Origin of the sequence: Pseudomonas sp. NFIX10 (genome assembly GCF_900111955.1) — a bacterium.
GTDB lineage: Bacteria > Pseudomonadota > Gammaproteobacteria > Pseudomonadales > Pseudomonadaceae > Aquipseudomonas > Aquipseudomonas fluorescens_AA.
In genome coordinates this window covers 52,271-78,446 of record NZ_FOKH01000001.1, presented here as the reverse complement: position 1 = coordinate 78,446, position 26,176 = coordinate 52,271, and the positions used below count along the sequence as shown (strand labels likewise).

The following is a 26,176-nucleotide window of genomic DNA, read 5'->3' as shown; positions in this document are numbered from 1 at the left end:
TTTTTGACTGACGCTCTTGGTTGGATGTGGATTTCTACAGGCTATACGATGAATAGGAATTTATGAAAAAGACAGATAACCGCATTCCGTTTAATTGGCCTCACATGACGGGCAAGGAGCTCTACTATATTGCTGAGGCGCATTTTAACGGCAGTTTGGCTGGCGACGGGCCTTTTACCAAGCGCTGCCATAGCTGGATAGAGGATCGCACTGGTTGTCACAAGGGGCTACTTACCCACTCTTGCACGGCTGCACTCGAGATGGCTGCCTTGTTATTAGACATCCGGCCGGGCGATGAGATCATCATGCCGTCATACACCTTCGTCTCTACCGCCAATGCTTTTGTGCTCCGCGGTGGTGTTCCGGTGTTCGTTGATATCAGAGAAGACACACTGAATCTAGACGAAAAACTGATTGAGTCTGCAATTACGCCCCGCACCCGCGCGATAGTAGCGGTCCATTACGCGGGTGTTGCGTGCGAGATGGATACGATCATGGCTATAGCCCGACAGCACGGTTTGAAAGTCGTTGAGGATGCGGCGCAGGGGGTGATGGCGAGCTACAAAGGACACGCTCTGGGCAGTATCGGTGACTTGGGTGCCTATAGCTTCCACGAAACCAAAAATGTGATTTCGGGTGAAGGCGGAGCGCTACTGGTCAATACCCCTGAACTGGCATTGCGCGCCGAGATCATCCGTGAGAAAGGCACTGATCGCAGCCGGTTCTTTAGGGGTGAAGTGGATAGGTACACCTGGCAAGAGGTCGGATCGTCATTCCTTCCGGGTGAACTGATCGCTGCTTTTCTTTGGGCGCAACTTGAAGAAGCAGATCGAATCACAAGCGCCCGGCTGGCGAGCTGGCAGCGCTATCACAATATCCTCCGACCGCTTGAAGCCGAGGGGCTGTTAAGGCGCCCAGTAGTGCCCGAGGAATGCGAGCACAATGCCCACATGTACTATGTACTGCTGTCGCCAGAAATAGACCGCCAAAAAGTTCTCGATGAGTTTAAGCGAAACGAAATCTGGTCGGTTTTTCACTATGTACCCCTCCACTCATCCCCTGCGGGAGTGCGCTATGGTCGTACGTACGGTGACTTAGAAGTCACTACCCAGCAGTCTGAAAGACTGGTTCGCTTACCGATGTGGGTTGGTTTGTCGGATGAGCAGCAGGATCGCGTCGTCGAGGTGCTGCGTACGACCTCTAGCTGAATGCTCGGGCAAGGTAAGTGCACTTTTTCAACGCTGGCATTGGCCTGAATCACACATCCTAAGCCTAAGCTGAAGGTTGATGCTGGGGTCCGGGCCTCTATAAGCAGCCCGCACGTAATAATGCGTCCAGACTTTGTACTTGGAGCGCAACGGTTGCTGCCTTCGTCGTAGGCATCTCGAATCCGAGGATCTCAAAGCATCGCCCCGTACTCGCGTTTTCCGGCAGTGGGTGGCCGACGTTCTAGCAGTCGATGCCGTACCAAGTTGAGCAAGGGTAGCGGGGGTTCGCCGCATTGCATAAGCCTTTAGACTCGTCCGAGATAAGTGTTTGCTATGAAAAAGGCGACGTTTATGCTAAATTTTTGCGCACCTGAAAGCCTGCTTGCACCTTGGTAGCGTTTACTAAAGAGCCTGTTGTTTTCCTAGATTCACTTTGCTGGGACAGTTGTCTGCCCAGTATTCAGGGAAGAACTCCTGTGACTGCCCATCTAATCCCCTCCTTGCCTCCACTCGTTGTCGATCTGGATGGCACCTTGCTGCGTTCCGACCTGCTATTGGAAACCGGAATGGCTTTCGTCAGGCATAAGCCGATGAGTCTGTTCAAACCTCTTTATTGGCTACTCAAAGGCAAAGCCACCCTAAAAGAAGGACTTGCAAACGCGACCAATCTCGACGTGGCCGATTTACCTTATGACGCAGAGGTGATCGCTCTCATTGAGGGCGAACGTGAAAAAGGACGAACCATAGTTCTGGCGACCGCCAGTCACCACTCGCTGGCTGAACGTATCGCCGCCCACCTAAAATTGTTTGACAGCGTTTTAGCCTCTGACAGTGATCGAAATCTATCATCCCATAAAAAACGGGCACTGTTAGTTACACTCTATGGGGATCAAGGTTTCGATTACATTGGAAACTCGCTCGATGATATCTCGGTATGGAAGTCCGCCCGTGAAGCCTATGTCGTAAACCCTGAATCCGGTGTGGAACGGCGCGCTGCAGCACAGGGTAATGTTAAACAAGTCATTAAGTCTAATCCTGCAAGATTGAATTACTGGATGAAGGCACTTCGCCTACACCAGTGGATGAAAAACGCCCTTGTCTTTGTACCATTGCTCGCCGCGCACCAGATAACCAACCTGCAGTTGATCTGGCAAGGCATTCTGGCATTCCTCCTCTTCGGCTTATGCGCGTCAAGTGTTTACCTATTAAATGATCTTCTCGACCTCGCTGATGATCGCCACCATGTTTCCAAACGCAATCGCCCATTCGCGGCAGGCCACCTTTCAATAAAATCGGGGCTTATCGCATTTCCAGCACTGCTTGTTGCTGCGTTTACTGGCGCGCTAATGCTTTTACCTTGGGAATTTGCTGGAGTCCTAGCTGCTTACTATATTTTGACACTGGCCTACTCTTTGTCACTAAAACGGCACATGGCAATTGATGTCATCTCACTCGCCATACTTTATACCCTGCGGATTATTGCAGGCGCCGCCGCTACTAGCCTTGACCTCACCTTCTGGATCCTTGCGTTCTCGATGTTCATCTTCCTCAGCTTGGCGCTTGTCAAACGCTACGCAGAGCTACGCGAGGCGCGCAAAAAGGGACATACTGAAAAAACCCGCGGTCGTGGTTATTATCCAGACGACCTAGAAATGATTTCCTCGCTTGGTGCATCTTCCGGCTACTTGGCTGTGATGGTGCTTGCTCTATACATTCATGATCAGTCGACTAATGCGCTCTATGCCCATCCACAGGTAATCTGGCTTGCCTGCCCTCTACTGCTTTTCTGGATTACTCGGATATGGATGCTGACCCACCGCGGACAGATGCATGATGATCCAGTAGTATTTGCTGTTCGTGACAGAATCAGTCTGATTGTCGGCGCATTGTTCGCCTTAGTGTTCTGGGTTGCGGCATGAGCAACAGTCGTTATTCATGGGGACACTACCCCTGCGCCCCTCAAAATGCGCACACCTGCAGCTGGCGTAGTGAAATATCCGACTTGATGAGTAGGGTGATTTCCGACCATGGCTCCACCCTTCCGTTTGGCAATGGACGCAGTTATGGAGACAGCTGTCTGGCGACTAGCGATCAGGTCGTGCAACTCCGCACTTTAGATCGTTTTATTGAAGTCGATTGGGAGCAAGGCGTGGTAGTCGCCGAGTCGGGTGTCACCCTCGCGGACATTCTGGCATTGAGCATCCCACAAGGATGGTTCCTGTCCGTCACTCCTGGAACTCAATTCGTCACTTTGGGCGGCGCTATCGCAAACGACGTCCACGGCAAAAACCACCATCTTCGAGGAACATTTGGCAATCACGTTCACAGTTTCGGTTTACTTCGACACGGCCAAGATCTGCTGACCTGCTCCCCTTCGGAGAATCCAGAGCTTTTTGCAGCTTCCATCGGAGGGCTTGGTCTAACTGGTATTATTACTTGGGCGAAAATCCAGTTGATGCCAATACATTCGAGCCAAATCGACAGCACGGTAGTGCGCTTCGATAACCTCGCCGAATTCTTCAAGCTTTCTGCGGAACTGGATCATCAACATGAATATAGCGTGGCCTGGATCGACTGCCTGGCAAAAGGCGCTAAAACAGGGCGCGGAGTGTTCATTGTTGGCGACCATGCATCTTACGGCTCACTGAGCATTGAAAAGCGTAAGAAACTGCAGGTGCCGATAACGCCGCCACTTTCCCTGATCAACAACCTCTCTTTACACGCGTTTAATGAAGCCTACTGGCGCGTGCACCCCACGACCCCTTCACGTAGATGGGGGAGTTACGAGCCGTTCTTTTATCCGCTGGATCGTATTCTCGATTGGAACCGTATTTACGGACGCAAAGGGTTTCAACAATATCAGTGCGTCATACCTGACGCTGTGGCCGAGGTCGCCATGGATGAGTTATTGGCCGTAATTGCAGCTTCCGGGCAGGGGTCGTTTCTGGCCGTACTCAAGCGCTGTGGCGATGCTATCTCACCGGGACTGTTGTCGTTCCCGCTGCCGGGCACTTCACTAGCATTGGACTTCCCGCAAAAAGCGGATTTGGCTGCCTTGTTCAAACGTATGGACGCCATCGTGCATCAGGCTGGCGGTCGACTTTATCCCGCAAAGGATGCACATATGAAAGGCGACGACTTCCGCCAAGCCTATCCGGCCTGGGAACAGCTGGAAGCACTGCGCGATCCGTCCCTAATATCCCGTTTTTGGAAACGAGTCATTTCATGAAAAAGGTTTTGATTGTCGGAGCAACCTCGTCCATTGCCAGCGCCTGCGCACGCCTGTGGGCTCAACAAGGAGGTGAGTTCTTCCTGGTTGCCCGTAATGCCGAGAAACTTGAACAGACTCGTGCCGACCTGCTCGCGCAGGGCGCTAAGGCAGTGACTATATACATAATGGATGCAGTTGATTTCTCGGCCCATGCCTCGATGCTGGAAAGCTGCTTGGCAGCCCTACGCCAGATAGATATTGCTTTGATTGCCCACGGTACTCTTCCAGACCAGAAGGCTTGCGAAAAAGATGTTCAGGTTGCGCTTAAAGAGCTTGTTAACAACGGTACATCCGTCATTGCATTGCTGACACTGCTGGCCAATCATTTTGAACAGCAGCATTGCGGCACACTGGCTATCATTTCGTCCGTTGCGGGAGATCGAGGCCGTCCTTCGAACTACTTGTACGGCACGGCCAAAGCAGCTGTGTCGACATTTTGTGAAGGCTTGCGTGCGCGCATGTTCAAGGTTGGCGTACACGTGATTGACATCAAGCCTGGCTTTGTTGATACCCCGATGACTAAAGGTTTGCCTTTGCCGGGACCATTGGTCAGCAAGCCCGAACAGGTCGGCCTGCGCATTGTGATGGGTATTGAACGCAAAGTGGATATTCTTTATGCACCGGGGTTCTGGGCTTTCATCATGCTGATTATTAAAAGTATACCTAACTTCTTATTCAAAAGAGCAAATCTCTGAATACAGAATCACTGCATTTTAAGCCAGCGGAATGCTTCAATGGCGAACGTTACAAAACCCGATGACGAATACACTTCAAGCTTGGCATCCGAGCACTTAGACCAAGTGTACATTTGCCTACAACTTCGGAACATCGCAACTATAAATAATTGGTTATATTATGCATACAAATAAGATTGTTCTACCTGGTGGCGCTGGTCTAGTTGGGCAGAATCTCGTTGCCAGATTGAAAACCAAAGGCTACACCAATATTGTTGTTTTAGATAAGCATAAGAAAAACATCGAAGTATTAAAGCAGGTGCAACCTGACATAACCGTAGAATATGCTGATTTGGCAGAGCCGGGCCAATGGCAGCAGTACTTTATCGACGCCGATGTGGTTGTTATGCTTCAGGCGCAAATTGGCGGTAATGACTATCAGGAATTTGTCCGCAACAATGTCGATTCTACGCGTCTGATCCTTGAAGCTATTAAAGGAAATAATGTGCCTAGACTCATACACATCAGTTCCTCCGTTGTAGAATCTGTTGCGGACGACTTCTATACCAGAACCAAGAAAGATCAAGAGCGCATAGTGCTAGAAAGCGATATTTCATGCCCGATTCTGCGCCCCACCCTGATGTTTGGCTGGTTCGACCGCAAACATTTAGGCTGGCTCTCTCGATTCATGAAAAAAGTTCCGGTCTTTCCGATCCCCGGTCATGGCCGATACATGCGACAGCCATTGTATGCGGGTGATTTTTGCAACGTAATTATCAACTGCATGGAAAATCGCGCTCATAACGGTATTTACAATATTTCCGGCCATGAAAAAGTTGACTACATTGATATAATTCGTGAGATCAAGAAAGCCACTCGGGTCAAGACCCCTATTGTGAAAATTCCTTATGCATTGTTTTACGCGTTGATCTGGATCTGGGGCCAATTTGATAAAAATCCTCCTTTTACCACTCAACAACTGGCCGCACTCAGCGCTAAAGATGAGTTTGAGGTGATTGACTGGCCAACTATTTTCAATGTGCCATTCACTCCGTTTGCTAAAGCGGTGGATGAAACTTTCAACGATCCTAAATACAGTAAATTCATTCTGGAGTTTTAACCATGGGCCAGCGTATTGCGGTACTGGGCGCGGGGCCCATGGGGCTGGCGGTTGCCTATCAACTGGCGCGTGACGGCCACCACCCGGTTCTGTTCGAAGCTGACGACCGCGTAGGAGGCATGACCGCCTCATTTGATTTTTCTGGGCTAAGCATTGAACGCTACTACCACTTCCACTGCATTTCCGACCACGCATTCCTTACTGTTCTTTCTGAACTAGGCCTGGCGGACAAAATGCGCTGGGTCGAAACGAAGATGGGGTACTGGTACCAGAACCGCCTCCAGCCTTGGGGCAACCCTGTGGCCTTGCTGAAATTCCGCGGGCTCAGCCTGATAGCTAAAGTACGCTACGGGTTGCATGCGTTTCTCTGCACCAAACGCAATGACTGGAAGCCTCTGGACAATGTCGAGGCCACTGGATGGATCAAGCGATGGGTTGGGCCAGAAGCCTGGGAAGTGCTCTGGCAGCGCTTGTTCGACTACAAATTCTATGAATACAGCAGCAATCTTTCGGCTGCCTGGATCTGGAGCCGTATCCGTAGGATTGGACGCTCTCGATACAGTCTTTTCAAAGAAAAGCTCGGCTATCTGGAAGGCGGATCAGATACCCTTTTACATGCACTGAAAGCCGATATCGAAACACATGGTGGTGAAATCCGGTTGAAAACGCCGGTAACCCGCGTGGTACTTAGCGATGGAAAAGTACAAGGCCTCGAAGTGGGCGGCACCGTGGAAGCATTTGATAAGGTTATCAGCACGATTCCACTGCCCTATGTGCCTCGAGTAATGCCAGATCTGCCAAGTGAGATTTTGACCAAATTCAAAGCTGTGAAAAACATTGCAGTTGTTTGCGTTATCGCTAAACTGCGAAAGTCTGTAACGGAAAACTTCTGGCTTAATACTAACGATCCAGAGATGGATATTCCTGGTTTAGTGGAGTATTCAAACCTACGACCACTGGATCAGCATATTGTATATGTTCCATTCTACGTACCTGGAGAACACCCATTATTCTCTGAGCCGGACCAGGCTTTCTTGGACAAAGTCCAGCGCTATTTGAAAAAAATCAACCCTGCACTGCAGGATGACGACTTCATTGAGCTGCGTGCAAGCCGATACAGATACGCACAACCTATCTGTGATCCGGGCTATCTGGAAAAGCTACCTCCCGTCTCTCTTCCTGTTGAAGGGCTGTGGGTTGCTGATACTTCTTATTACTACCCAGAAGATCGTGGGATTTCCGAAAGTATCGATTTTGGTCGTAAAATGGCGCGGGATATAACTTCGTGATACACCAATTTGTGTCCAAACAGTTCCTGACCTTTCTACTGACAGGAGGCACTGCAGCGGCCGTAAATTTTGGCTCCAGGGTGATATACAACCTGTGGATGAGTTTTTCCACCGCAGTTATTCTGGCTTACATCACAGGAATGATTACCGCCTTTATACTCTCAAGACTTTTTGTCTTTTCGGATAGCCAACAATCGGTACATAAATCTGCGATGTTCTTTGTACTGGTTAATCTGGTTGCAGTACTGCAAACCTTTTTGATCAGCATAGGACTCGCGTATTACGTCCTACCGAAACTGGGAGTCACTACACTGGCACCGGAAATAGCCCATGCCATAGGTGTAGTTGTACCGGTGTTCACAAGTTATCTTGGACATAAACGATGGTCCTTCCGCTAATATATCGCAATAAACTTTGCGGACTGCGTAGCCTCATCCGACTACCTCTATTGCGTAAGTCGCCTTGGTTTATCCGGATTGATACAACTTCCACATTAGGTTAAAAATTGAGATTGCACCTCCTGCCAGTGATTGGCAGGAGGCTTCATCAAAACGCCTACACACTCAATGATTGATTTTCAAGCTTGTCTTGAACTGGCAAAGTTCAAGCGAACTTTTGACAACCCTTGCAACCCCTACAGAATAATCCCCTGCTAAAGATTTTACGTCAATCACTCGACTGAACCCTGCTGGTCCAAGACTGGACTGATTGAAATATGCGCTTACGTCGGGCCTTAAAACGGAAGCAGCTTCGTAATAGTTAATCGTCCCTTTTGAGTCCGTCAGGGTAACGTAAACATCGTCAGCCAGTTCGGCTTTAGCACCAGAAACCGTTGTCCAACCACTTACTGACAAAGTCTGGGGGATGCTTTCGAGCTCCGCTATGTAGTCGAGAGAGCCCTCACAGTTAGCGGCAAGCTTCTTCATACTGAGGTCGATCGGATGCTCTGGTGTGCCTATAAAGCACCCAGCCGTCTCCATGAGCTTGAGTTTTTCGTTATTAACGGAAAAATCTAATAAATCACGACCTTTTGGTCTTGGGGCTGCTTGGCATACGACGATAGCGCCGAGCGGTAATCCACCCAGATAGCTTTCCGGATTAGCGAGCGCATTATTATAGTTTTTAAACCAATTCGGAACAGTGAAAGATTTACGTTCAGAATAGTAGGATAAGGCGGAACTCCAATCGTACCCGAATGCAATAAATGCCTCACTTGGTTTTACATTATTTTTTAATATCGATGCGACAGCCAGATCTTGACTATTGCTCACATTAAAAGAAGTTTTTATATCACCATAATAACTTCCACTAAATGCAATATAGTTGCTCATCATCAAAACCAGAAATAAACCGAGCAGCACCCCTGTCGAGCGCACCGACTCATAAATAGCAGCCAGGGCTACCGACAAGGCAAAAATTAGGAAAATCGCGTTAGCAGATTGATAATACAAATGTATCAAATGAAGATTAGTAAAAATGAACAGCGGTAAAACACCCAACAGGACAGATACACCCACTACTAACTTAAGCTTGCTATTTTTAGACACGAACATCACGCCCAGCATTATCGCCAGACCCAAGATACCACCTAAGTTATCCTTCAAAAGTCGCTTCCAAATAACATCAAGGTACAACGCCTCAGAAAGACGCTGTGAAGCCGTGCCCCAATTCCATTGAGATAGGGCACTTGACGTGATATAAGCGCCAAACTCATTTTGTGCTTTTACAATGTCGGTATAAAAGGCCCAGCCTGCCCCTACAATTATAGGCAACCCGAACAACACAACAGAGAGAAAAACGTTTTTTATGGTAATAGCTTTTACCACACCTTTATTACTTACCTCATGAAAAAGAAACAACAACGCCATCACCGCTAGGACCGGAAGCCCAGTGGTAGCCTTCTGAAGAACGGACAAAATAGCAAAGAATACAAAAAGCAACACGCTGGTTCTTTTTGCCAACCCTAGGAACTCAATAAAATATTTTATTGCAACCACAGCAAAGAAAACCGCTGCCGTTTCCATCATAAAGCTTCTACCCCATTCTAAATAAATAGGACTGGAAAATAAAAGCCCCACAAAAATAAAGAATGCAGACTTCGGAAGGGATAGTTGTCGACAGATATCTCTTACCGGAAACAAGCAAGCAGTCAAAAACAGAAAAGATATTACTCGTCCTGTCGCATCCAACCCAAAGCCAAACCACTTCGATATTAAAGACACTAGAAACTGATAAATTGGAAACTCAAACGGTATTGACCATGGAGCGCCAGCAACGGGGGTCTCATACGCAAGCTTAAAACCTTCTTTTACGAACCATAAAGACGTCAACGCTGTTTGCGTCTGTCTAAAGCCATACTGCTCCAACACTGGCTGACCAGCGTAATATATCGCAATGAAAAATGCATATAAAAAAGCCAGAGCTGCTACTGACTTTAAAAGCATATCTCTCGCCGAACCTTCCTCTGAAAAAAAACCGTATTTCAATGTCCCACCCCATACACATCTAAATTTTAATAATTTCCACTTGCAAAACAATGGCATTCGACTGATCGCCTCTTACATTTAAGATTGTTATCGCCCCCCCCTGTAACTTACATCCTCGTGACAAACTGGAATTATAACTTTCGATTTTAACTTTTTATTGCCTCCCGCCACAAATCCATTTAAATATAGATGTATTGTACGACATCTTCATCAGCGTGAATATTTAGAAAGCGGTACAAAAGGATCGACTCACGCAGCACCTTTTTACCAAAATTTCCTACTCATAGCGTGACCTCTGTTCTAGGGTCAGTCCCCCTCTCGTACGTCAACAAAAGACTCCGTCCAGTTAAGGCTCCAGCTGAAATTACCTAGCCCCATATGGGGTTGGCACACCGAAGGAAGGAAAACGGACCTCCTTTGTTGCAGATCGAGTCTTGAACCTGAAAAGTGTTTCGTATCACCCGGCACCTATATCTATAGCGACTTTTTTCAAGGTATCTGTCGCTTCACCGTCTAACCAACCCGCTGCTTCCTCAACCTGCTGTTCCTGATCCGGGTCCCAGCCGCACCGCCGCCTATCAGCTACCAGCTTCATGCTGTCCAAACCAGCGCTTCGGGCATCCCTCTCAGCCTTGCTCCTACCAATTATGAGGCACCGAGCCAGGATCTGATAATCCTGAACAAGGTACGTTCGGACCGTGTCACGAAGCGAATTCAGTATGCCAATGCTCCTAGTTATGCCAACGGCCTCATCCAAACACTGCTCGCTGATCACGCTACGTTAGAGTAGCGCAGCCGCTCTCTCGCCGCTTTCCCTCCTCATAAATCTCCCAACCCACGGCCTTGCGGCTATACATATCCTCGATCCGATAAAAATAGTAATGCTTACCACATAAGGCTAAGCGAGCGTAGGTAATACCCTACGATCACGCACGGTTCGGATATGGCGTGGCGTCTAGGGCACTGACTCTGACTCCGAGTTGTTGCTGACCTGCAGCCCTATTATGGGCACCGGCAGTCTCTTTCCGCCCCTGATCTGCTTTCAGGACAGTGCTGAGAGGCGATAACTATCCTGACATCGGAGGATAGGAGCAAACAATTTAGCCAAAGCAGCAGAAAAATCCAGTAAAATCCCACAATAAACTGTAACACCTGCTAGGGAGTAGGGCTAAATGGAACAAAAAGGCGTTATTGAGAGCCTGACTTCTCTTAGATTTTTCGCAGCATTTGCTATTGTATTACACCACGCTAGAGGTTTGGTTTTCCCGAATGAGTTTTTACCGGGAGTTCCGTTATCTGCAGGAGTCAGTTTTTTCTTCGTATTATCCGGATTTATTTTGGCTTATGTGTACACTGGAAAAATGGAGTCCGTAGGTCTTTATAAATTTTACACTTCACGTTTTTCGAGAATATGGCCCGCCCATATTTTCACTATGATGTTGGTGATCGCTCTATTCCCGCCCTTCGAATGGACGCTCGGCGCGCAGAATGTTTGGATTGTCACATTACTCAATGGCTTTCTACTTCAATCCCTTGTACCGGTTCCAGCCTATTATTTTTCCTTTAATGGCGTTTCCTGGAGCATATCCTCGGAGTTCTTTTTCTATGCTGCGTTTCCTTTCCTACTACTGGGACTTAGTAGAAACTGGATTTTCAAACTCGTTAGCTTGCTGTTTCTAGGCGGCGCGATAGCTTATTTATTTGACATCCATAATGCTAACTATTACTCCCCTGACAAATTAACAGCGTTTTCAGGGCATGGTCTTTCCTATATAAGCCCACTATCCAGAATCCAAGAATTTTTCATCGGCATGCTGTTTTTCAAGTTATTCGACCACATCAAAGTCTGGCGTGTATTCGGTTTAATTTCTTGCACAGTGCTTGAAATATTTTGCATTTTGGCCGTTATGTTATGGACGCAAAAAGCTGTCGGCATCCCTTACGCCCTTGCTGGCGCGGGCAACAGTGCAACGGCTGAGTTCTGGAGTCACTGTTCAATGGGTGTACTGTTTGGCTTTATTATCTTGTTTTTTGCCATCAACAAAGGTTTGGTATCTAAGCTGCTGCAACTTCGCGTTTTCATAATTTTGGGTGAGATTAGCTTTTCGATGTATATGATTCACCAAATTATTTTCAGGTATTACAGTTCTCACCGTCCGACTTTTTCTTTTCTCTCTGAAGACGCGACTTTTCCGTTTCTTCTAACGATAGTTATTGCTTCCTCATACATGATCTGGAGACTTATCGAATTGCCTGCTCAAGTACAGTTGAAGAATTTTTTTGCTTATTTGGGCGGTCGGCAAAGACGCCAGGCACCGACTACAACAAACTGATCGAATAGTTATGATAGACCCGCTACGGCGGGTCTTATTCTGCCCTACCTGAATCGTAAGCGCTCATGAACCCCACATTTTAAGGTAAGATCTACGACCATCTTGAAATTTGCGGCGTGCAGTTCCACGGCAACAAGGCCTCGAAGTCTTCTACGTTCGAGGATCGTGGCAGGCGCTCAAGTGCGTAGCGCAGCCATACATAGGGCTCTTGGCCGTTGGCTTTAGCCGTCTCGACCAAATGTAAAGTTGAGCGCTGGCCGTCGCGCCTTTGGGCGTGTCGCTGAACAGCCAATTCTTACGTCCGATCAGGAAGGGCCGGATCGCACGCTCGGCGGCGTTGTTGCCGATCAGCAAGTAACCGGCTTCGGTGTAGCGCATCAACTTGGTCCAGTTGCTGGCCAGGTAGCTGATGGCTTTGGCCAGTGCATTTTGCGCCGTCACTTGTGGCTGAGTTTTCTGTAAGCGCTCCATGAACCCCACATTCAAAGCGCTAAGCTGATGTCGGATGCTGTGCTCCCAATTCTCTCAGGAGCCCGTTCGCCATGATGCGACCCGACGTCAAAGTCAAAAAAGTGTATCTGTACCCCAAGCCGGTCGACTTCCGAGAATCCATCGACGACCTGGCTGCCTTGGTCGAGCTGGACATCAAGGTCGCCGTGTTCGACCCGGCGCTCTTCGTCTTCCTCAATAAGCCACGTAATCGAGTGAAAATTTTGTACTGAGAGCGCAACGGCTTCTGCCTTTGGCTAAAACGCCTGGAGTCCGAGCGATTCAAAACTTCGCCAGATGCCACCGACGCGGCGATTGTCCTGACTGTTCAGGAACTCAACTGGATGCTCGACGGCTTTGACCTCTGGCGTAACCGCCCTCATCAGGTTTTGACGCCGCGATTTGTGGCCTGATTCGGTATAATTCAGGGCATACACTCCATGCCCGAAAACCTCCCCGACGATCCCCAATTGCTCAAGCAAATGCTTGCGAAGATGCAGTCGCGGGTCGGTTTGCTAGAGGAGGAAAACGCGCTGCTACGTCAGCGTTTGTTTGGCCGCAAGTCCGAGCAAGCGGCCGACCCTGCTACGCCACAGATGGCCCTTTTCAACGAAGCGGAAAGCGTTGCCGAACCTGCCGGCGAAGATGCTGATGAAGGGGTCGTCTCACCCATCAAACGTCAGGATAAACGCAAGCCGCTGCCTGCTGACCTGCCACGTATCGAAGCCATCCACGAACTTCCCGAGCATGAACTGACCTGCGTCTGCGGCTGCCCTAAACACGCGATTGGCGATGAAGTCAGCGAGCAACTTGAAATCGTGCCAATGCAGATTCGTGTCATCAAACACGTTCGTAAAGTCTACGGCTGTCGTGACTGCGAAACGGTGCCGGTCACTGCGGATAAACCAGCCCAGTTGATTGAAAAAAGGATGGCCAGTCCAAGCGTTCTGGCGATGCAGCTGACCACCAAATGCGTAGATGGCTTGCCGCTCCACCGCTTTGAAAATGTACTGGGTCGCCATGGCATCGATATCCCTCGTCAGACCTTGGCACGCTGGGTTCTCCAGTGCGTCGAGCACTTCCAGCCACTCCTGAATTTAATGCGCGATAACCTGTTGGCCAGCCGTGTCATCCACTGCGATAAAAATCGCGTGCAGGTGCTGAAAGAGCCTGACCGAGAGCCGAGCTGCCAGTCATGGATGTGAGTTCAAACCGGCGGCCCGCCCGATAAGCCTGTGATTCTTTTCGACTACTCCACCAGCCGAGCGCAGGATGTACCTGCACGTCTGCTTGATGGCTATCGTGGCTATCTCATGACCGATGATTACGCCGGTTACAACGCGCTGGGTGCTCAACTTGGCGTTGAGCGCCTGGGATGCTGGCCCATGCTCGTCGCAAGTTCGTTGAAGCACAAAAAGTGCAACCCAAAGGCAAGACGGGACGCGCAGATATCGCGTTGAACTGATCAGCAAACTGTACGGTATCGAAATCGCTTACAAAGAGAAAAGCGATGAGGCGCGCAAAAATGCTCGCCAGGACTTGAGCCTCCACGTAATGGGACAACTCAGAGGGTGGCTGCGCAAAACACTGCCCTATGTGACTACGCAGAATGCACTTGGCAAAGCAGTTACCTACCTGGCAAACAACTGGGACAAGCTTGAACGGTATGTCGAGGAAGGCTACCTGCCTATGGACAATAACGCCGCCGAACGAGCCATCCGCCCCTTCGTGATCGAGAGAAAGAACTGGCTTTTAGCGACACGCCTAGAGGCGTGAAAGCCAGCGCTCAACTTTACAGCCTGGTCGAGACTGCCAAAGCCAACGGCCAAGAGCCTTATGCGTGGCTGCGCCACGCACTTGAGCGCTTGCCAATGGCGTCCTCGGTTGAGGATTACGAGGCCCTACTGCCACGGAACTGTTCGCCGACGTCATCTAGCTGATTGCGCCGACCACCTTCAAATCGGTGGGGTTTATGGAGCTTACGAACTACTTTACAGATTCCTCGGCAATCTACCTACCTGGGTCGTAGTGTTGGAGACTTGCGCGGGCTCGTATTTTGTGTCTAGAGAGCTGATGGTAATGGGGCCACAGGTCAAAGCGGATTTTGTTTCAACTCATTCACACTTTTGTCAAAAGCAATAGGTACGACTTTGGATGTTGAGGTGGGCTTACTAAGGCGAGCCTCTTTCCGCCGAGCGTGCGCTAACCAACCTCGGATAGATTTATATCGAATCAGATTTAACTGGCGCGAAGCTTTTAGCAACTTCAATGGCCAGTGCACGAGCATGCTGGCGAAGCTCGGGAACGGCCGTGGCTTCCCATAATTGAGCCTTGAGCATAGGGCCTACATAACTTAGCCAATTCAGATTTTTTCCAGAATGATCAATTACCCCATAGTGTTTATCAACATTAATTCCGATATTCAACTCATCAGGACAAATTATTGCTTTTTTCGACAAGTAGGAAATGAAAGTATCGTTGATCTTACTGATGTCCGTGCATGGCCCGGTGCAGTTAATAATCTGATCAAACTTACCTTCCACAATATTATCTGTGCCTCTTGTTTTGATATGCACCGAAACGCATGCCTCTTCAACCGATATTGAAAGAATCCGTCCCGCGATCAAATTGACATTGGAGGTCGAAAACGCCTCCTGATAAATACGAAAAGTCTGTGGTGCCACTCGATGCCGATAAACATCCCAATGGGGCTGTACGTGGCGTAAAAAACGTTTACGTTCATCAAGAGGCAAACGCCCCCACAACTCGGACGTAATCGGTCTGAGTGCGGCTACAACTTCCCGCCAGTGCTCCGGCGATCGGGCCACCTCTTGACGAACCAGTCTCATATACGAGGAGATTTTAGGCGCAGCGACCAACAACTCCGCGCAAATAGTTGTCGAAAAACCTGCAGGAGGCATCCGATCACGGTGCGCTGTAGGCAATAATCCCCGACGCGAAACCATTGTAATTTTGGCCTCCGGATGGGATTGACGCAAGGAGACCAGGGTATCGACCGCCGTCAGACCACTACCGACCAGCAGAACGCGTGGTGCTTGATTAGAAGGGCCCTGTATCGACGGTAACCAAGGATCTTCTGTATAGGCCGAGCAGGTATCGAGCTGCTGTAACCCTTGAGGTCTGGCGGGAGAAAAGTTGCCGAACGCCAGCACAACGTGATCGGCAATAATTCGCTCACCGGTACTAACATCTATTATCGCACCTGCGCCCTCAGGCTGGATCGAGAGGACTTCTCCTGTAATGCGCGAACATTTTACCCTCGACTGCGTTTCGGCCTGGCTCAACAATTCACTTAGATAGGTGCCGTACAGCTTTCGCGAAACGAAACTGCCAGAATGAGTTTCAGGATCAATTTTTTGGCAAAAGGCAAGGAATGAGTCTGGCTGATCAACCAGAGCGGACATATTTCCCGCAGGCACGTTCAGCAAATGATGAGCGCTGTTTGTGCCATAGGCCAAACCCCGCGCCATTTTCCCTGATCGATTGATGATGGTAAGGTGCGCCCCTTCAGGCGCACGCTTTAGAAACTCGATAGCTGTTACGGCCCCACTAAAACCTGCACCGATAATGACTAGCCTTTTCACTTGGCATTCCATTGTTCTAGATAGGCCATGACAGCGTCCACGCCGTCGTCCACTGAATGAGTCAATGTATCGATTATAATCTGTGGAGAGTCAGGGGCCTCGTAGGGTGAATCAATACCGGTGAAGTTTTTGATCAGACCTTGCCGTGCCTTGCTGTAAAGCCCTTTGGGGTCTCGTCGTTCACATTCGCTGAGCGGTGTATCGACATAAACTTCAATAAAACACTCATCACCAATCACACTGCGTGCTAAGGCTCGATCACGATGAAAGGGAGAGATAAAGGAGGTGATGACAATAAGCCCTGCATCCACAAACAGATTCGCCACCTCAGCAACCCGCCGGATGTTTTCTTCGCGGTCACGATCACCGAAACCAAGATCCTTGCACAACCCCATCCGGACGTTGTCACCGTCCAACAGATAAGTATGGCACCCCTTGCTTACGAGTCGTTGCTCGAGGGCGTCTGCAAGGGAAGACTTCCCTGAGCCACTGAGACCGGTCAGCCAAATCACTACTGGACGTTGGTTCTTTTGCTCGCCCCGTATACGACCGGTCGTCGAGATACGCTGGGAGGTGAGATTATTCTGCATAATTTCTCATCATTAATGTCTTGACCATAACAAGTGGCGCACTACGTCGACTGGTAAGAATACTGACCTGAGCAGCAATTCTAGACCAGCCAGGCTGATGCAACTATACGATTTGGGCTTCACCCGCCCCAGATAGATACCCTATGAAAGCCAGAGGAACAAAAGCAACAAGCAAGCCAACCACTACGCTCAATTGATTCAGCGCCACCATAATTGAAACAGGAAGCAAAAATACTACATTTATCGCGACGACTGTCAGCGTGACACTTTTATGTCCTACACGGCGCGCTGCATGTTGATAGCCATGGCTGCTATGAGCTTGGTACACCTTATCACCCCGAATCAACCGGCGAGCTAGCGTCCATGTCGCATCAACAATGAACACACCCAACAGAATAATCCAGCTCCAAAGTAATTCAGGTTTATGCCAAGCGGCCTCCAACGCAAACACCCCAAGGATTAGACCCAGAAAACCACTTCCAGCGTCGCCCATAAAAATCCGCGCCGGAGGGAAGTTCCACCAAAAAAAACCCGCCATGGCAGCTGCCAGCATGAGTGGCGCCCAAGTCAAGTCAACGCCGTCGCTAAACCAATAAACTAGGCACATGCCCAGGCAGCTACTGATTCCTTCAGCACTGGCCAGACCATCGATACCGTCCATGAAATTATAGAGATTCAGCATCCAAACCAAATATATCAATGCCAGTAAATGACCAAACCACCCGAGCGCAATAGTTGTGTCGAATAATTCCATCGGGGCGAGACCATCCAGCCAAAAAAGTGCCCAAGCTGCGGCGATAAAATGACCGAGCAAGCGCCATCTGGCGGCTATATGCCCATGGTCATCGACGAAGCCGATCAGCGCAACGATCCCCCCCGAGCCCAGCAACCCGTACAATGCCGCAGTGCCAAGCAGGTCCAGCTCCGCAAGTACGGGCAACACCAACAGAAAGGAGACGACTATTGCCACCCCTCCTCCACGCGGAGTTGGTACTGAATGGGCGCTGCGCTCATTAGGTATATCCATCAAACTCCTGGCCAAGGCATAACGACGCAACCCAAGCGTCAACAGCCAAGAGGTAGCGAATACCGCCAACAACAACCACCAAACAATCATTTCGTTTGCTTTTCCAGATAATGGCCAGCTGTCTGACTCATGGCTTTTTCTATGTTGATGGGTGGCGTCCATCCCAGTAGCTCACGATTTTTATTGATATCGACTTGCAGGGAGCCACAAATGCGTTGAGCAATAGCTTGTTTACCGAGTGCTGTGGCCACGACTTTCAATAGCCACTCGGGAATAGGCAGCAGTCGGGCAGATTTGCCCAGCGCCTTGGATAACCGACGCAACAGCTGGGTAGTGGATAGGTCGTCGCCGTCGCTGACCAGAAAGATCTGATTAGCTGCTGCAGGATGATCGATGCATGTCACGATAAGGTCCACTAGATTGTCGATCGCTACAAAGCTTCGCTGATTTCGAATCGCACCCAGTGGCAGTGGCATGCCCTTATTCAGCCAGCCCAGCATGCTCAGAAAATTAGCTTTCACTCCTGGTCCATAGACCAAGGGCGGACGGATGATCACTACTTCCATACCGGTGTCGTGGCCCAGCTGCTTCAGAGCCTCTTCAGCTTCGCACTTGGACACACCGTAAGAATCTTGCGGATTCGGATGATCGTCAGCCTTGAATGGCCTACCTGGGAGAGTGATTTCGCCGTTGACCTTGATCGAGCTGATAAAAATAAATCGTCTTACTCCCGATGCTGCGGCGTACTCAGCCAACTTGACCGTCCCTTCCACGTTAACCTTGCGAAACTCGGCCAATGCATCCCCCGCCGTTTCATTCATGACATGCACTCGAGCAGCGGCATGAATGACTACTTGAAGATCGTCGAGTGCAGGCAAGACCTTTGCATGAGTGAGATCGAATGGCACCACGGGACACAGCCCATGCAACCGCGTAACACCGCGAGCAGCTGCGATCGGGCTGAACTTCTTGTCCACCAACAGCTTCAAGACTAACGCCTCTCCAACAAACCCACTTGCCCCAGTGACCAACACCTTTGGGACGGTCATTTGGCCTTCTTCCCTATCAATGCTGTAGCCCAGCAAATACAAAAGAAAAACACTTTATCCCGCACTCGCCGCCGGCAACGCCAGGCGCTGAAGGAAAGCGTAATGAGCTGTCTGCGTCGCAGTTTCAGCCACGTCTGCACGAAAGGATCGTCCTCCTGTCCCACCAACAGCGCAATCAACCGAACCTGATTGAACCACCAACCGTCATGAATGGTTTTGTACCGAGCAACTAATGAGCTCAAGCCCTTGTTGGCGCCTACTTGGTTACGCTCATGCTGGCGGTAGTCCATGGACGGCTCAGGGTCGATATACCAGCGATAACCATGGCTACGTGCGAAGGCGTAGCAATACCAGTCATGCAAGCTGACATCCTGCAGCTGATGCCAATTGGCAAGCATCGAAGCCTTTAGTGAGTCCGTGAATTTTTTGCTCATCACATAGGTACAGCCAGGCCCAGCCGCTTCGAATAGAAAATCCCATGCGACCTGAGGCTGCGCCTTGTCCAGCACGTGAATGCTGCCATTTGGCCAGAAGGCCGTGACATTACTGGAATAGGCTTCTACACGACGGGTCTGGATGGCTTGAGTCGCACGCTGGAGTTTATTCGAATGCCAAATATCATCCTGGTCGGCAAAGGCGACAAAGTCGTAGCCTTCAAAATCAACATCGCGGACGAGACGGAAAAAATTGCGGGAGGCACCGCCAAAACTACCAGCGGTCGGCAAGACGAAAACTTCGGGGTGCGCAGCCGCATAAGCAGCACACCAAGCTTCGGTACCGTCAGTGGAGGGATCGATACTGATATAAACAGTTACGTCGACAGCCGACTGGCCTAGGATCGAGGCCATCTGCTCCTCGATCCACCGCATGCCATTGTAGGCAGCCAGCAAAACCGCAACCTTGGGATGTTTTACTGGCATTGCCGTACCTGCCCGCACTGGTTAAACGCTACCGCTCGAAAGGTTCAAGCTTTCGAATCAGTGGGAAGGCGAGTCCAGCAGTTTTTGCAGATACTGCCCGTACCCCGTCTTCTTCAGTGCATCAGCCTGAGCCCTCAACTCCTCGGCTGTGATCCAGCCGTTGTGATAAGCGATCTCTTCCAGGCAAGCAACCTTCAGGCCTTGGCGCTGCTCGATAGTGTGCACGAAGTGACTGGCTTCAAGTAGGGAGTCGTGGGTACCGGTATCGAGCCAGGCGAAGCCGCGGCCGAGCATTTCGACGTTTAGGTTTTTTTGCTCAAGGTAGGCACGGTTAACGTCGGTGATTTCCAGCTCGCCACGTTCGGATGGTTTGATGTTCTTGGCAATTTCGACGACTTGGTTGTCGTAGAAGTAAAGGCCAGTCACCGCATAGCTGGATTTTGGCTTCAGCGGCTTCTCTTCGATGCTCAACGCGCGACCGGCAGAATCGAATTCGACGACACCAAAACGCTCCGGATCCGATACATGGTAACCAAATACAGTCGCGCCGTGCTCTTGAGTACTGGCGGAACGCAAGTTATCCGAGAAATGCTGACCATAAAAGATGTTGTCACCCAGAATCAGACAGCAAGGATCTTCGCCAATAAACTCTTCGCCAATGATAAAGGCTTGCGCCAAGCCATCAGGACTAGGTTGCTCGGCGTAGGTGAGCTTGATGCCATACAGGCTGCCGTCGCCCAGCAACTTGCGAAAACATGGCAAGTCTTCCGGCGTGGAGATAATCAAAATTTCCCGCATACCTGCGAGCATCAAGACCGACAGCGGATAAAAGATCATCGGCTTGTCGTAGATCGGCAGCATCTGCTTTGAGACACCTAGGGTCAACGGATGCAGACGCGTGCCCGAACCGCCAGCGAGGATGATGCCTTTACGATTTGTGGTGCTCATTTATTCAAAACTTCCCTAAGCATTCGGGTTACGCCACTTTGCCAATCCGGCAAGTGTAGAGAAAAGTTGTCACGCAGCTTCTGGGTATTCAAACGCGAATTCAGAGGGCGGCGCGCAGGTGTTGGGTAAGACCTGGTTTCAATTGGATTGATCGTCCTTACGGCAAGCTGCTCGCCGTTGTCTTGAGCGAAACCGATCACATGGCTAGCATAGCCGTGCCAGGAAACTTCGCCATCAGCCGCCAAGTGATACAAGCCCGACAGCTCGGGACGTTGCAGAACTTGCTGAATGGCCTGCGCGGTCACGTCAGCAATCAGATCAGCGCCGGTTGGAGCTCCGATCTGGTCAGCGATGACACTTAAGATTTCGTGATCCTTGGCCAAGCGCAGCATGGTTTTGGCGAAGTTATTGCCGCGAGCGCCATAGACCCAGCTGGTGCGAAAGATCAGGTGCTTGCAGCCTGACGCGATAATCGCCTGTTCGCCGGCCAGCTTGCTTGCACCGTAGCAATTGACGGGGGCGACCGCATCGTTCTCCTGCCAAGGCCTTGTACCTTCGCCACTGAAGACGTAATCGGTCGAATAATGGATCAGCCATGCGCCTTGGGCGGCAGCCTCTTCGGCCATGACTTGGCTAGCCTGAGCATTGATCCGCTCTGCCAGCTCGGCCTCGGACTCGGCTTTGTCTACAGCCGTATAAGCCGCTGCATTGACAATAATATCGGCGCCTACCTGGCGGATCGTTGTACGCAGTGCATCGAGGTCAGACAGGTCACCACTCAAACCATCAATCGAATGACGATCCAGTGCGATCAACTCGCCCAATGGCGCAAGGGAACGTTGCAGCTCCCAACCCACTTGCCCATTTTTACCCAAAAGAAGGATTTTCATGCGTTGTTCGAACGATCCGCGTAGTTCTGATCAATCCACTGCTGGTAGCTGCCGCTTTTCACATGAGCGACCCACTCGGTGTTGTTCAGGTACCACTCAACGGTTTTGCGGATGCCAGTTTCGAACGTTTCTTCGGGCGTCCAGCCCAGCTCGCGCTGAATCTTGCTGGCATCAATTGCATAACGCTGATCATGCCCAGGACGATCCTGAACATAAGTAATCAGGCTGGCGTGAGGACGATGAGCGGAATCTGGGCGCAACTCATCAAGCAGTGCGCACAAGGTCTGTACAACTTCGATGTTCTGCTTTTCGTTATGGCCGCCGATGTTGTACGTCTCGCCGATGACGCCTTCCGTCACCACCTTGTACAGGGCGCGGGCGTGATCTTCGACGTAGAGCCAGTCGCGAACCTGGTTACCTTTGCCGTAGACCGGCAGAGGCTTCCCTTCCAACGCGTTGAGAATGATCAGCGGTATAAGCTTCTCGGGGAAATGGCATGGACCATAGTTGTTCGAACAGTTGGTCACCAGTGTCGGCAAACCATAAGTGCGGGCCCAAGCTCGAACCAAGTGGTCGGAACTGGCCTTGCTGGCGGAATACGGGGAGCTTGGCTGGTACGGCGTGGTTTCGGTGAAGAGATCTTCCGGCCCTTCAAGGTCGCCGTAAACTTCATCCGTCGAAATGTGGTGAAAGCGAAAGTTGGCTTTACGTGCGTCATTCAGGGCCGCCCAGTAATGGCGTGCCGCCTCCAGCAAAGTGTAAGTGCCGATGATATTGGTCTGGATGAATTCGGACGGCCCGGAGATGGATCGATCCACATGAGATTCCGCAGCCAGGTGCATGACTGCATCCGGTTGATGCTCACGCAGGACGCGGTCGATTTCGCCGCGATCACATATGTCGACCCGCTCAAATGCATAACGCGGGTCTTGGCTGACCTCAGCCAGGGATTCAAGATTACCGGCGTAGGTGAGCTTGTCGACGTTGATTACTGAATCAGTCGTATTAGAGATGATGTGGCGAATGACGGCGGAGCCGATAAACCCGGCGCCGCCGGTAACTAGAATTTTCACGCGAAACCGTACCCTTGAGCCGTCGACGGGCAGCCAATCCGGCGCCGTCTAATCCATTCATATAAAGCCATCGCTCCGGCGATGCTTCGTCACTTTGATTCGAGCAGGCAGAAGCCATGATCGTTCAAAGGAAACATTTTACAGATAAATGAATGATTTACTAACGAAGATAGACGGAACACTGAAGTGCAGGACTTATCTGCGTCGCTGTTACGCCAGCCGCTTTCGCGAAACCCGCTTAATACGTGCCAAAACCCAGCCCAACAGCGGTCCCAACAGCATACCGATCAGCAAGGCAATCACGGTAATCGCCGACACTGGCAATTGAGGCCCAGCCCAACCCAGGAACAACAGTGAAACCCGCTGTTGATTCTCCAGTACAAAGGCGAGGACAGCCAAAATCACCAAAAGGATAAATATGGCGAGAAGAATACGCTTCAGGTTACGCATGAGCCATTCCTTTTACGACGAAGGTCAAACCCCTTCCTCCTCTTCGTTCACACGATCCCGAAGCTCTTTACCTGGCTTGAAATGCGGAACGAATTTACCGTCGAGGCTAACAGACTGGCCCGTCTTCGGGTTACGCCCTACACGCGGCGCACGATAATGGAGGGAAAAGCTGCCGAATCCACGGATCTCGATGCGATCTCCGGTTGCCAGGCATTGGGACATTTGCTCAAGCATGGTCTTGATGGCCAGCTCCACATCCTTGGATGAGAGAAGCCCTTGATGGGTGACAATGCGTTCGATCAACTCCGACTTCGTCATGTTTTTCCCTTCTTTTTCAAGCAGCTAGGAAAATCGCTCCAAAGGTTTTAGCATGACCGGACGGTTTTGAACAGCCCACGTATTGACATATCTTCGCAAAGTCATACACGCTCCATTTTCGTGCAACAAGCGCAATGGAACGCCGCACCTACTCAGCGACAAATCACCAGCATCGTTCGGGTCAAGTAACCGGCCGGATTGAAGCCGAAGGGAAACTCGTCTTCATCCTTGGCCTCATCGGAACGGGTGATGACTTTGTACCCTGCCCCCTTGCACTCCTTCGCAGCTCGTTTTTGGCACTTTTCCCAACCCGAGCCCAGCCCTGAGCAATCCACTTGAATCCCACTGACACCACGCACCGCGCGGGTCTTGGCGTGAGTGGTACAGCCTACTAACGTCAGCACGACTGCCATGACAAAAACAAGCTTTTTCATTCATTTCCTTTGGAATGGATCGGACTGTTTACCGTCTCACTTCGACCCAGCTAAATCAATTAAAGGACTGATCCTGTTACAGAAACAGACATCCAGCCGAAGGAAATGGTTTCACCTCTACCCTTATCTCCGGTCAGACGGAAATGATGCGATGAGAGGGTCAGGGACTGCTTAGCAACCCCAGCAGACTCACCTGCATCTCCCTGCGCGATATTCGTCAAATCGCAACCACAAAAAAGGGCGACCAAAGTCGCCCTTTTTCTATGGTCTGACAGAACTCAGTTCTGTTTTTCCATTTGTGCACGCAGCAGGTCGCCCAGAGTGGTAGGACCAGCAGCAATGTCAGCGGCTGGCTTGTCGCGCAGGCTCTGGATTGCTTCTTTCTCTTCAGCATCGTCTTTCGACTTGATGGAGAGCTGGATTACGCGGCTCTTGCGGTCAACGCTGATGATCTTGGCTTCTACTTCTTCGCCTTCTTTCAGAACGTTGCGCGCGTCTTCAACGCGGTCACGGCTGATTTCGGAGGCTTTCAGAGTCGCTTCGATATCGTCGGCCAGGGTGATGATGGCGCCTTTGGCGTCAACTTCCTTCACGATGCCCTTAACGATTGCGCCCTTGTCGTTCTCTTGAACGTACTCGGAGAACGGATCGCTTTCCAGTTGCTTGATACCCAGGGAGATACGCTCGCGCTCTGGGTCAACCGACAGGATAACGGTGTCCAGCTCGTCGCCCTTCTTGAAACGGCGTACGGCTTCTTCGCCCACTTCGTTCCAGGAGATGTCGGACAGGTGAACCAGACCGTCGATGCCGCCGTCCAGACCAATGAAGATACCGAAATCGGTGATCGACTTGATGGTGCCGGAGATTTTATCGCCCTTGTTGAACTGGCCAGAGAAGTCTTCCCATGGGTTGGACTTGCACTGCTTGATGCCGAGGGAGATACGACGACGCTCTTCGTCGATGTCCAGAACCATGACTTCCACTTCGTCGCCGACTTGTACGACTTTCGAAGGGTGGATGTTCTTGTTGGTCCAGTCCATTTCGGAAACGTGTACCAGGCCTTCAACGCCTTCTTCCAGCTCAGCGAAGCAGCCGTAGTCGGTGAGGTTGGTAACACGAGCGGTGACGCGGGTGCCTTCTGGGTAACGGGCTTTGATAGCAACCCATGGATCTTCACCCAGTTGCTTGAGGCCCAGGGAAACACGATTGCGCTCGCGATCGTACTTCAGAACCTTGACATCGATCTCGTCGCCAACGTTGACGATTTCCGAAGGATGCTTGATACGCTTCCAGGCCATGTCGGTGATGTGCAGCAGACCATCGACGCCACCCAGATCGACGAATGCGCCGTAATCGGTGAGGTTCTTGACGATACCCTTGACCTGTTGGCCTTCCTGCAGCGATTCCAGCAGAGCTTCACGCTCGGCGGAGTTCTCGGCTTCCAGGACACTGCGACGGGAAACGACAACGTTGTTGCGCTTCTGGTCCAGCTTGATGACCTTGAATTCCAGCTCTTTGCCTTCCAGGTGCGTGGTGTCGCGCACTGGACGGACGTCAACCAGGGAACCTGGCAGGAACGCACGGATGCCGTTAACGTCGACAGTGAAGCCGCCTTTAACCTTACCGTTGATAACGCCCTTGACCACTTCCTCAGCTGCGAAAGCCGCTTCCAGAACGATCCAGCATTCAGCGCGCTTGGCTTTTTCACGGGACAGCTTGGTTTCACCAAAGCCATCTTCAACCGAGTCCAGCGCAACGTGAACTTCGTCACCGACATTGATGTTCAGTTCGCCAGCGTCGTTGTAGAACTGCTCAAGCGGGATGAGTGCTTCAGACTTCAGACCAGCGTGAACGGTTACCCAGCGAGCTTGGTAATCGATATCAACGATAACACCGGTGATGATGGAGCCTGCCTGAAGGTTCAGGGTTTTCAGGCTTTCTTCAAAGAGTTCCGCAAAGCTTTCGCTCATTTTAATTCCTGTTGATTAGGGCGAAGAATACG

Annotated in this window: 21 protein-coding genes and 3 pseudogenes; 10 read left to right on the top strand and 14 right to left on the bottom strand. The window is 50.6% G+C overall.

Annotated elements, in window-relative coordinates; translation table 11 throughout:
* Nucleotides 1-62 precede the first annotated feature (62 nt).
* The 7 genes from rffA (at nt 63) to BM321_RS00330 (ending at nt 7,960) form a co-directional block, all read left to right on the top strand.
* Entirely contained in the window at nt 63-1,208 is a 1,146-nt protein-coding gene (gene rffA / locus BM321_RS00360) for a dTDP-4-amino-4,6-dideoxygalactose transaminase (protein WP_092441176.1), read from the top strand.
* A gap of 449 nt (nt 1,209-1,657) precedes the next feature.
* A complete protein-coding gene (locus tag BM321_RS00355; RefSeq protein ID WP_371856602.1) occupies nt 1,658-3,127 on the top strand; it encodes a UbiA family prenyltransferase in 1,470 nt (489 codons plus the stop codon).
* Entirely contained in the window at nt 3,124-4,437 is a 1,314-nt protein-coding gene (locus tag BM321_RS00350; RefSeq protein ID WP_092441175.1) for an FAD-binding oxidoreductase, read from the top strand. The genes BM321_RS00355 and BM321_RS00350 overlap by 4 nt, the downstream gene beginning before the upstream one ends.
* On the top strand, nt 4,434-5,174 hold the full coding sequence (locus BM321_RS00345) for an SDR family oxidoreductase (protein ID WP_092441174.1): 741 nt from the start codon (nt 4,434-4,436) through the stop codon (nt 5,172-5,174). The genes BM321_RS00350 and BM321_RS00345 overlap by 4 nt, the downstream gene beginning before the upstream one ends.
* A gap of 160 nt (nt 5,175-5,334) precedes the next feature.
* Entirely contained in the window at nt 5,335-6,273 is a 939-nt protein-coding gene (locus BM321_RS00340) for an NAD-dependent epimerase/dehydratase family protein (protein WP_092441173.1), read from the top strand.
* Nucleotides 6,274-6,275: 2 nt separating this feature from the next.
* Complete coding sequence (locus BM321_RS00335; RefSeq protein WP_092441172.1) at nt 6,276-7,562, top strand: NAD(P)/FAD-dependent oxidoreductase; 1,287 nt, start codon at nt 6,276-6,278, stop codon at nt 7,560-7,562.
* Entirely contained in the window at nt 7,559-7,960 is a 402-nt protein-coding gene (locus BM321_RS00330) for a GtrA family protein (RefSeq protein ID WP_092441171.1), read from the top strand. Before BM321_RS00335 ends, BM321_RS00330 begins: the two co-directional genes overlap by 4 nt.
* Before the next feature lie 165 nt (nt 7,961-8,125).
* Here the strand turns inward: BM321_RS00330 and BM321_RS00325 are convergent, their stop codons facing one another.
* Nucleotides 8,126-10,048, bottom strand: a complete 1,923-nt coding sequence (locus BM321_RS00325; RefSeq protein ID WP_139230433.1) for an ArnT family glycosyltransferase — start codon at nt 10,046-10,048, stop codon at nt 8,126-8,128.
* Between the two features lie 1,172 nt (nt 10,049-11,220).
* Between BM321_RS00325 and BM321_RS00315 the strand changes: the two genes are divergently transcribed.
* Nucleotides 11,221-12,381 (top strand): acyltransferase family protein, encoded by a 1,161-nt coding sequence (locus BM321_RS00315; RefSeq protein ID WP_092441168.1) that lies wholly within the window; start codon nt 11,221-11,223, stop codon nt 12,379-12,381.
* A 91-nt stretch (nt 12,382-12,472) separates the two neighbouring features.
* Here BM321_RS00315 and BM321_RS00310 read toward each other — a convergent pair.
* Nucleotides 12,473-12,843, bottom strand: a pseudogene (locus BM321_RS00310) (transposase); the annotation flags it as partial.
* 80 nt (nt 12,844-12,923) lie between these two features.
* Between BM321_RS00310 and tnpB the strand changes: the two are divergent.
* Nucleotides 12,924-13,283, top strand: a pseudogene (gene tnpB, locus BM321_RS30720) (IS66 family insertion sequence element accessory protein TnpB).
* A gap of 18 nt (nt 13,284-13,301) precedes the next feature.
* Nucleotides 13,302-14,810 (top strand): annotated as a pseudogene (locus BM321_RS00300) (IS66 family transposase).
* Nucleotides 14,811-15,092: 282 nt separating this feature from the next.
* Here BM321_RS00300 and BM321_RS00295 read toward each other — a convergent pair.
* The 12 genes from BM321_RS00295 to rpsA all read right to left on the bottom strand — a co-directional run bounded on the left by BM321_RS00295 (nt 15,093) and on the right by rpsA (nt 26,144).
* Entirely contained in the window at nt 15,093-16,475 is a 1,383-nt protein-coding gene (locus BM321_RS00295; protein ID WP_175534882.1) for an FAD/NAD(P)-binding protein, read from the bottom strand.
* Nucleotides 16,472-17,065, bottom strand: a complete 594-nt coding sequence (cysC, locus tag BM321_RS00290; protein WP_092441166.1) for an adenylyl-sulfate kinase — start codon at nt 17,063-17,065, stop codon at nt 16,472-16,474. Before cysC ends, BM321_RS00295 begins: the two co-directional genes overlap by 4 nt.
* Before the next feature lie 103 nt (nt 17,066-17,168).
* Nucleotides 17,169-18,182 (bottom strand): MraY family glycosyltransferase, encoded by a 1,014-nt coding sequence (locus tag BM321_RS00285; RefSeq protein WP_092441165.1) that lies wholly within the window; start codon nt 18,180-18,182, stop codon nt 17,169-17,171.
* Complete coding sequence (locus BM321_RS00280) at nt 18,179-19,141, bottom strand: UDP-glucose 4-epimerase family protein (RefSeq protein ID WP_092441164.1); 963 nt, start codon at nt 19,139-19,141, stop codon at nt 18,179-18,181. Before BM321_RS00280 ends, BM321_RS00285 begins: the two co-directional genes overlap by 4 nt.
* Nucleotides 19,138-20,061: a glycosyltransferase gene (locus BM321_RS00275; protein ID WP_092441163.1), complete on the bottom strand. Its 924-nt coding sequence runs from the start codon at nt 20,059-20,061 to the stop codon at nt 19,138-19,140. Before BM321_RS00275 ends, BM321_RS00280 begins: the two co-directional genes overlap by 4 nt.
* Nucleotides 20,062-20,118: 57 nt before the next feature.
* The gene (gene rfbA, locus BM321_RS00270; RefSeq protein WP_092441162.1) at nt 20,119-21,009 is read right to left on the bottom strand and encodes a glucose-1-phosphate thymidylyltransferase RfbA; all 891 of its coding nucleotides are present in this window, start codon (nt 21,007-21,009) and stop codon (nt 20,119-20,121) included.
* Entirely contained in the window at nt 21,006-21,899 is an 894-nt protein-coding gene (rfbD, locus tag BM321_RS00265; RefSeq protein ID WP_092441161.1) for a dTDP-4-dehydrorhamnose reductase, read from the bottom strand. The genes rfbA and rfbD overlap by 4 nt, the downstream gene beginning before the upstream one ends.
* Entirely contained in the window at nt 21,896-22,972 is a 1,077-nt protein-coding gene (gene rfbB, locus BM321_RS00260; RefSeq protein WP_092441160.1) for a dTDP-glucose 4,6-dehydratase, read from the bottom strand. Before rfbB ends, rfbD begins: the two co-directional genes overlap by 4 nt.
* A 210-nt stretch (nt 22,973-23,182) precedes the next feature.
* A complete protein-coding gene (locus BM321_RS00255; RefSeq protein WP_092441159.1) occupies nt 23,183-23,422 on the bottom strand; it encodes a lipopolysaccharide assembly protein LapA domain-containing protein in 240 nt (79 codons plus the stop codon).
* A 24-nt stretch (nt 23,423-23,446) separates the two neighbouring features.
* Nucleotides 23,447-23,740 (bottom strand): integration host factor subunit beta, encoded by a 294-nt coding sequence (gene ihfB, locus BM321_RS00250; RefSeq protein ID WP_025805547.1) that lies wholly within the window; start codon nt 23,738-23,740, stop codon nt 23,447-23,449.
* Between the two features lie 152 nt (nt 23,741-23,892).
* Nucleotides 23,893-24,174 carry a hypothetical protein gene (locus BM321_RS00245; protein ID WP_092441158.1) on the bottom strand — a complete coding sequence of 94 codons (282 nt, stop codon included), beginning with the start codon at nt 24,172-24,174 and terminating at the stop codon, nt 23,893-23,895.
* A gap of 278 nt (nt 24,175-24,452) precedes the next feature.
* Nucleotides 24,453-26,144: a 30S ribosomal protein S1 gene (gene rpsA / locus BM321_RS00240; RefSeq protein WP_053120388.1), complete on the bottom strand. Its 1,692-nt coding sequence runs from the start codon at nt 26,142-26,144 to the stop codon at nt 24,453-24,455.
* Nucleotides 26,145-26,176: the final 32 nt, after the last annotated feature.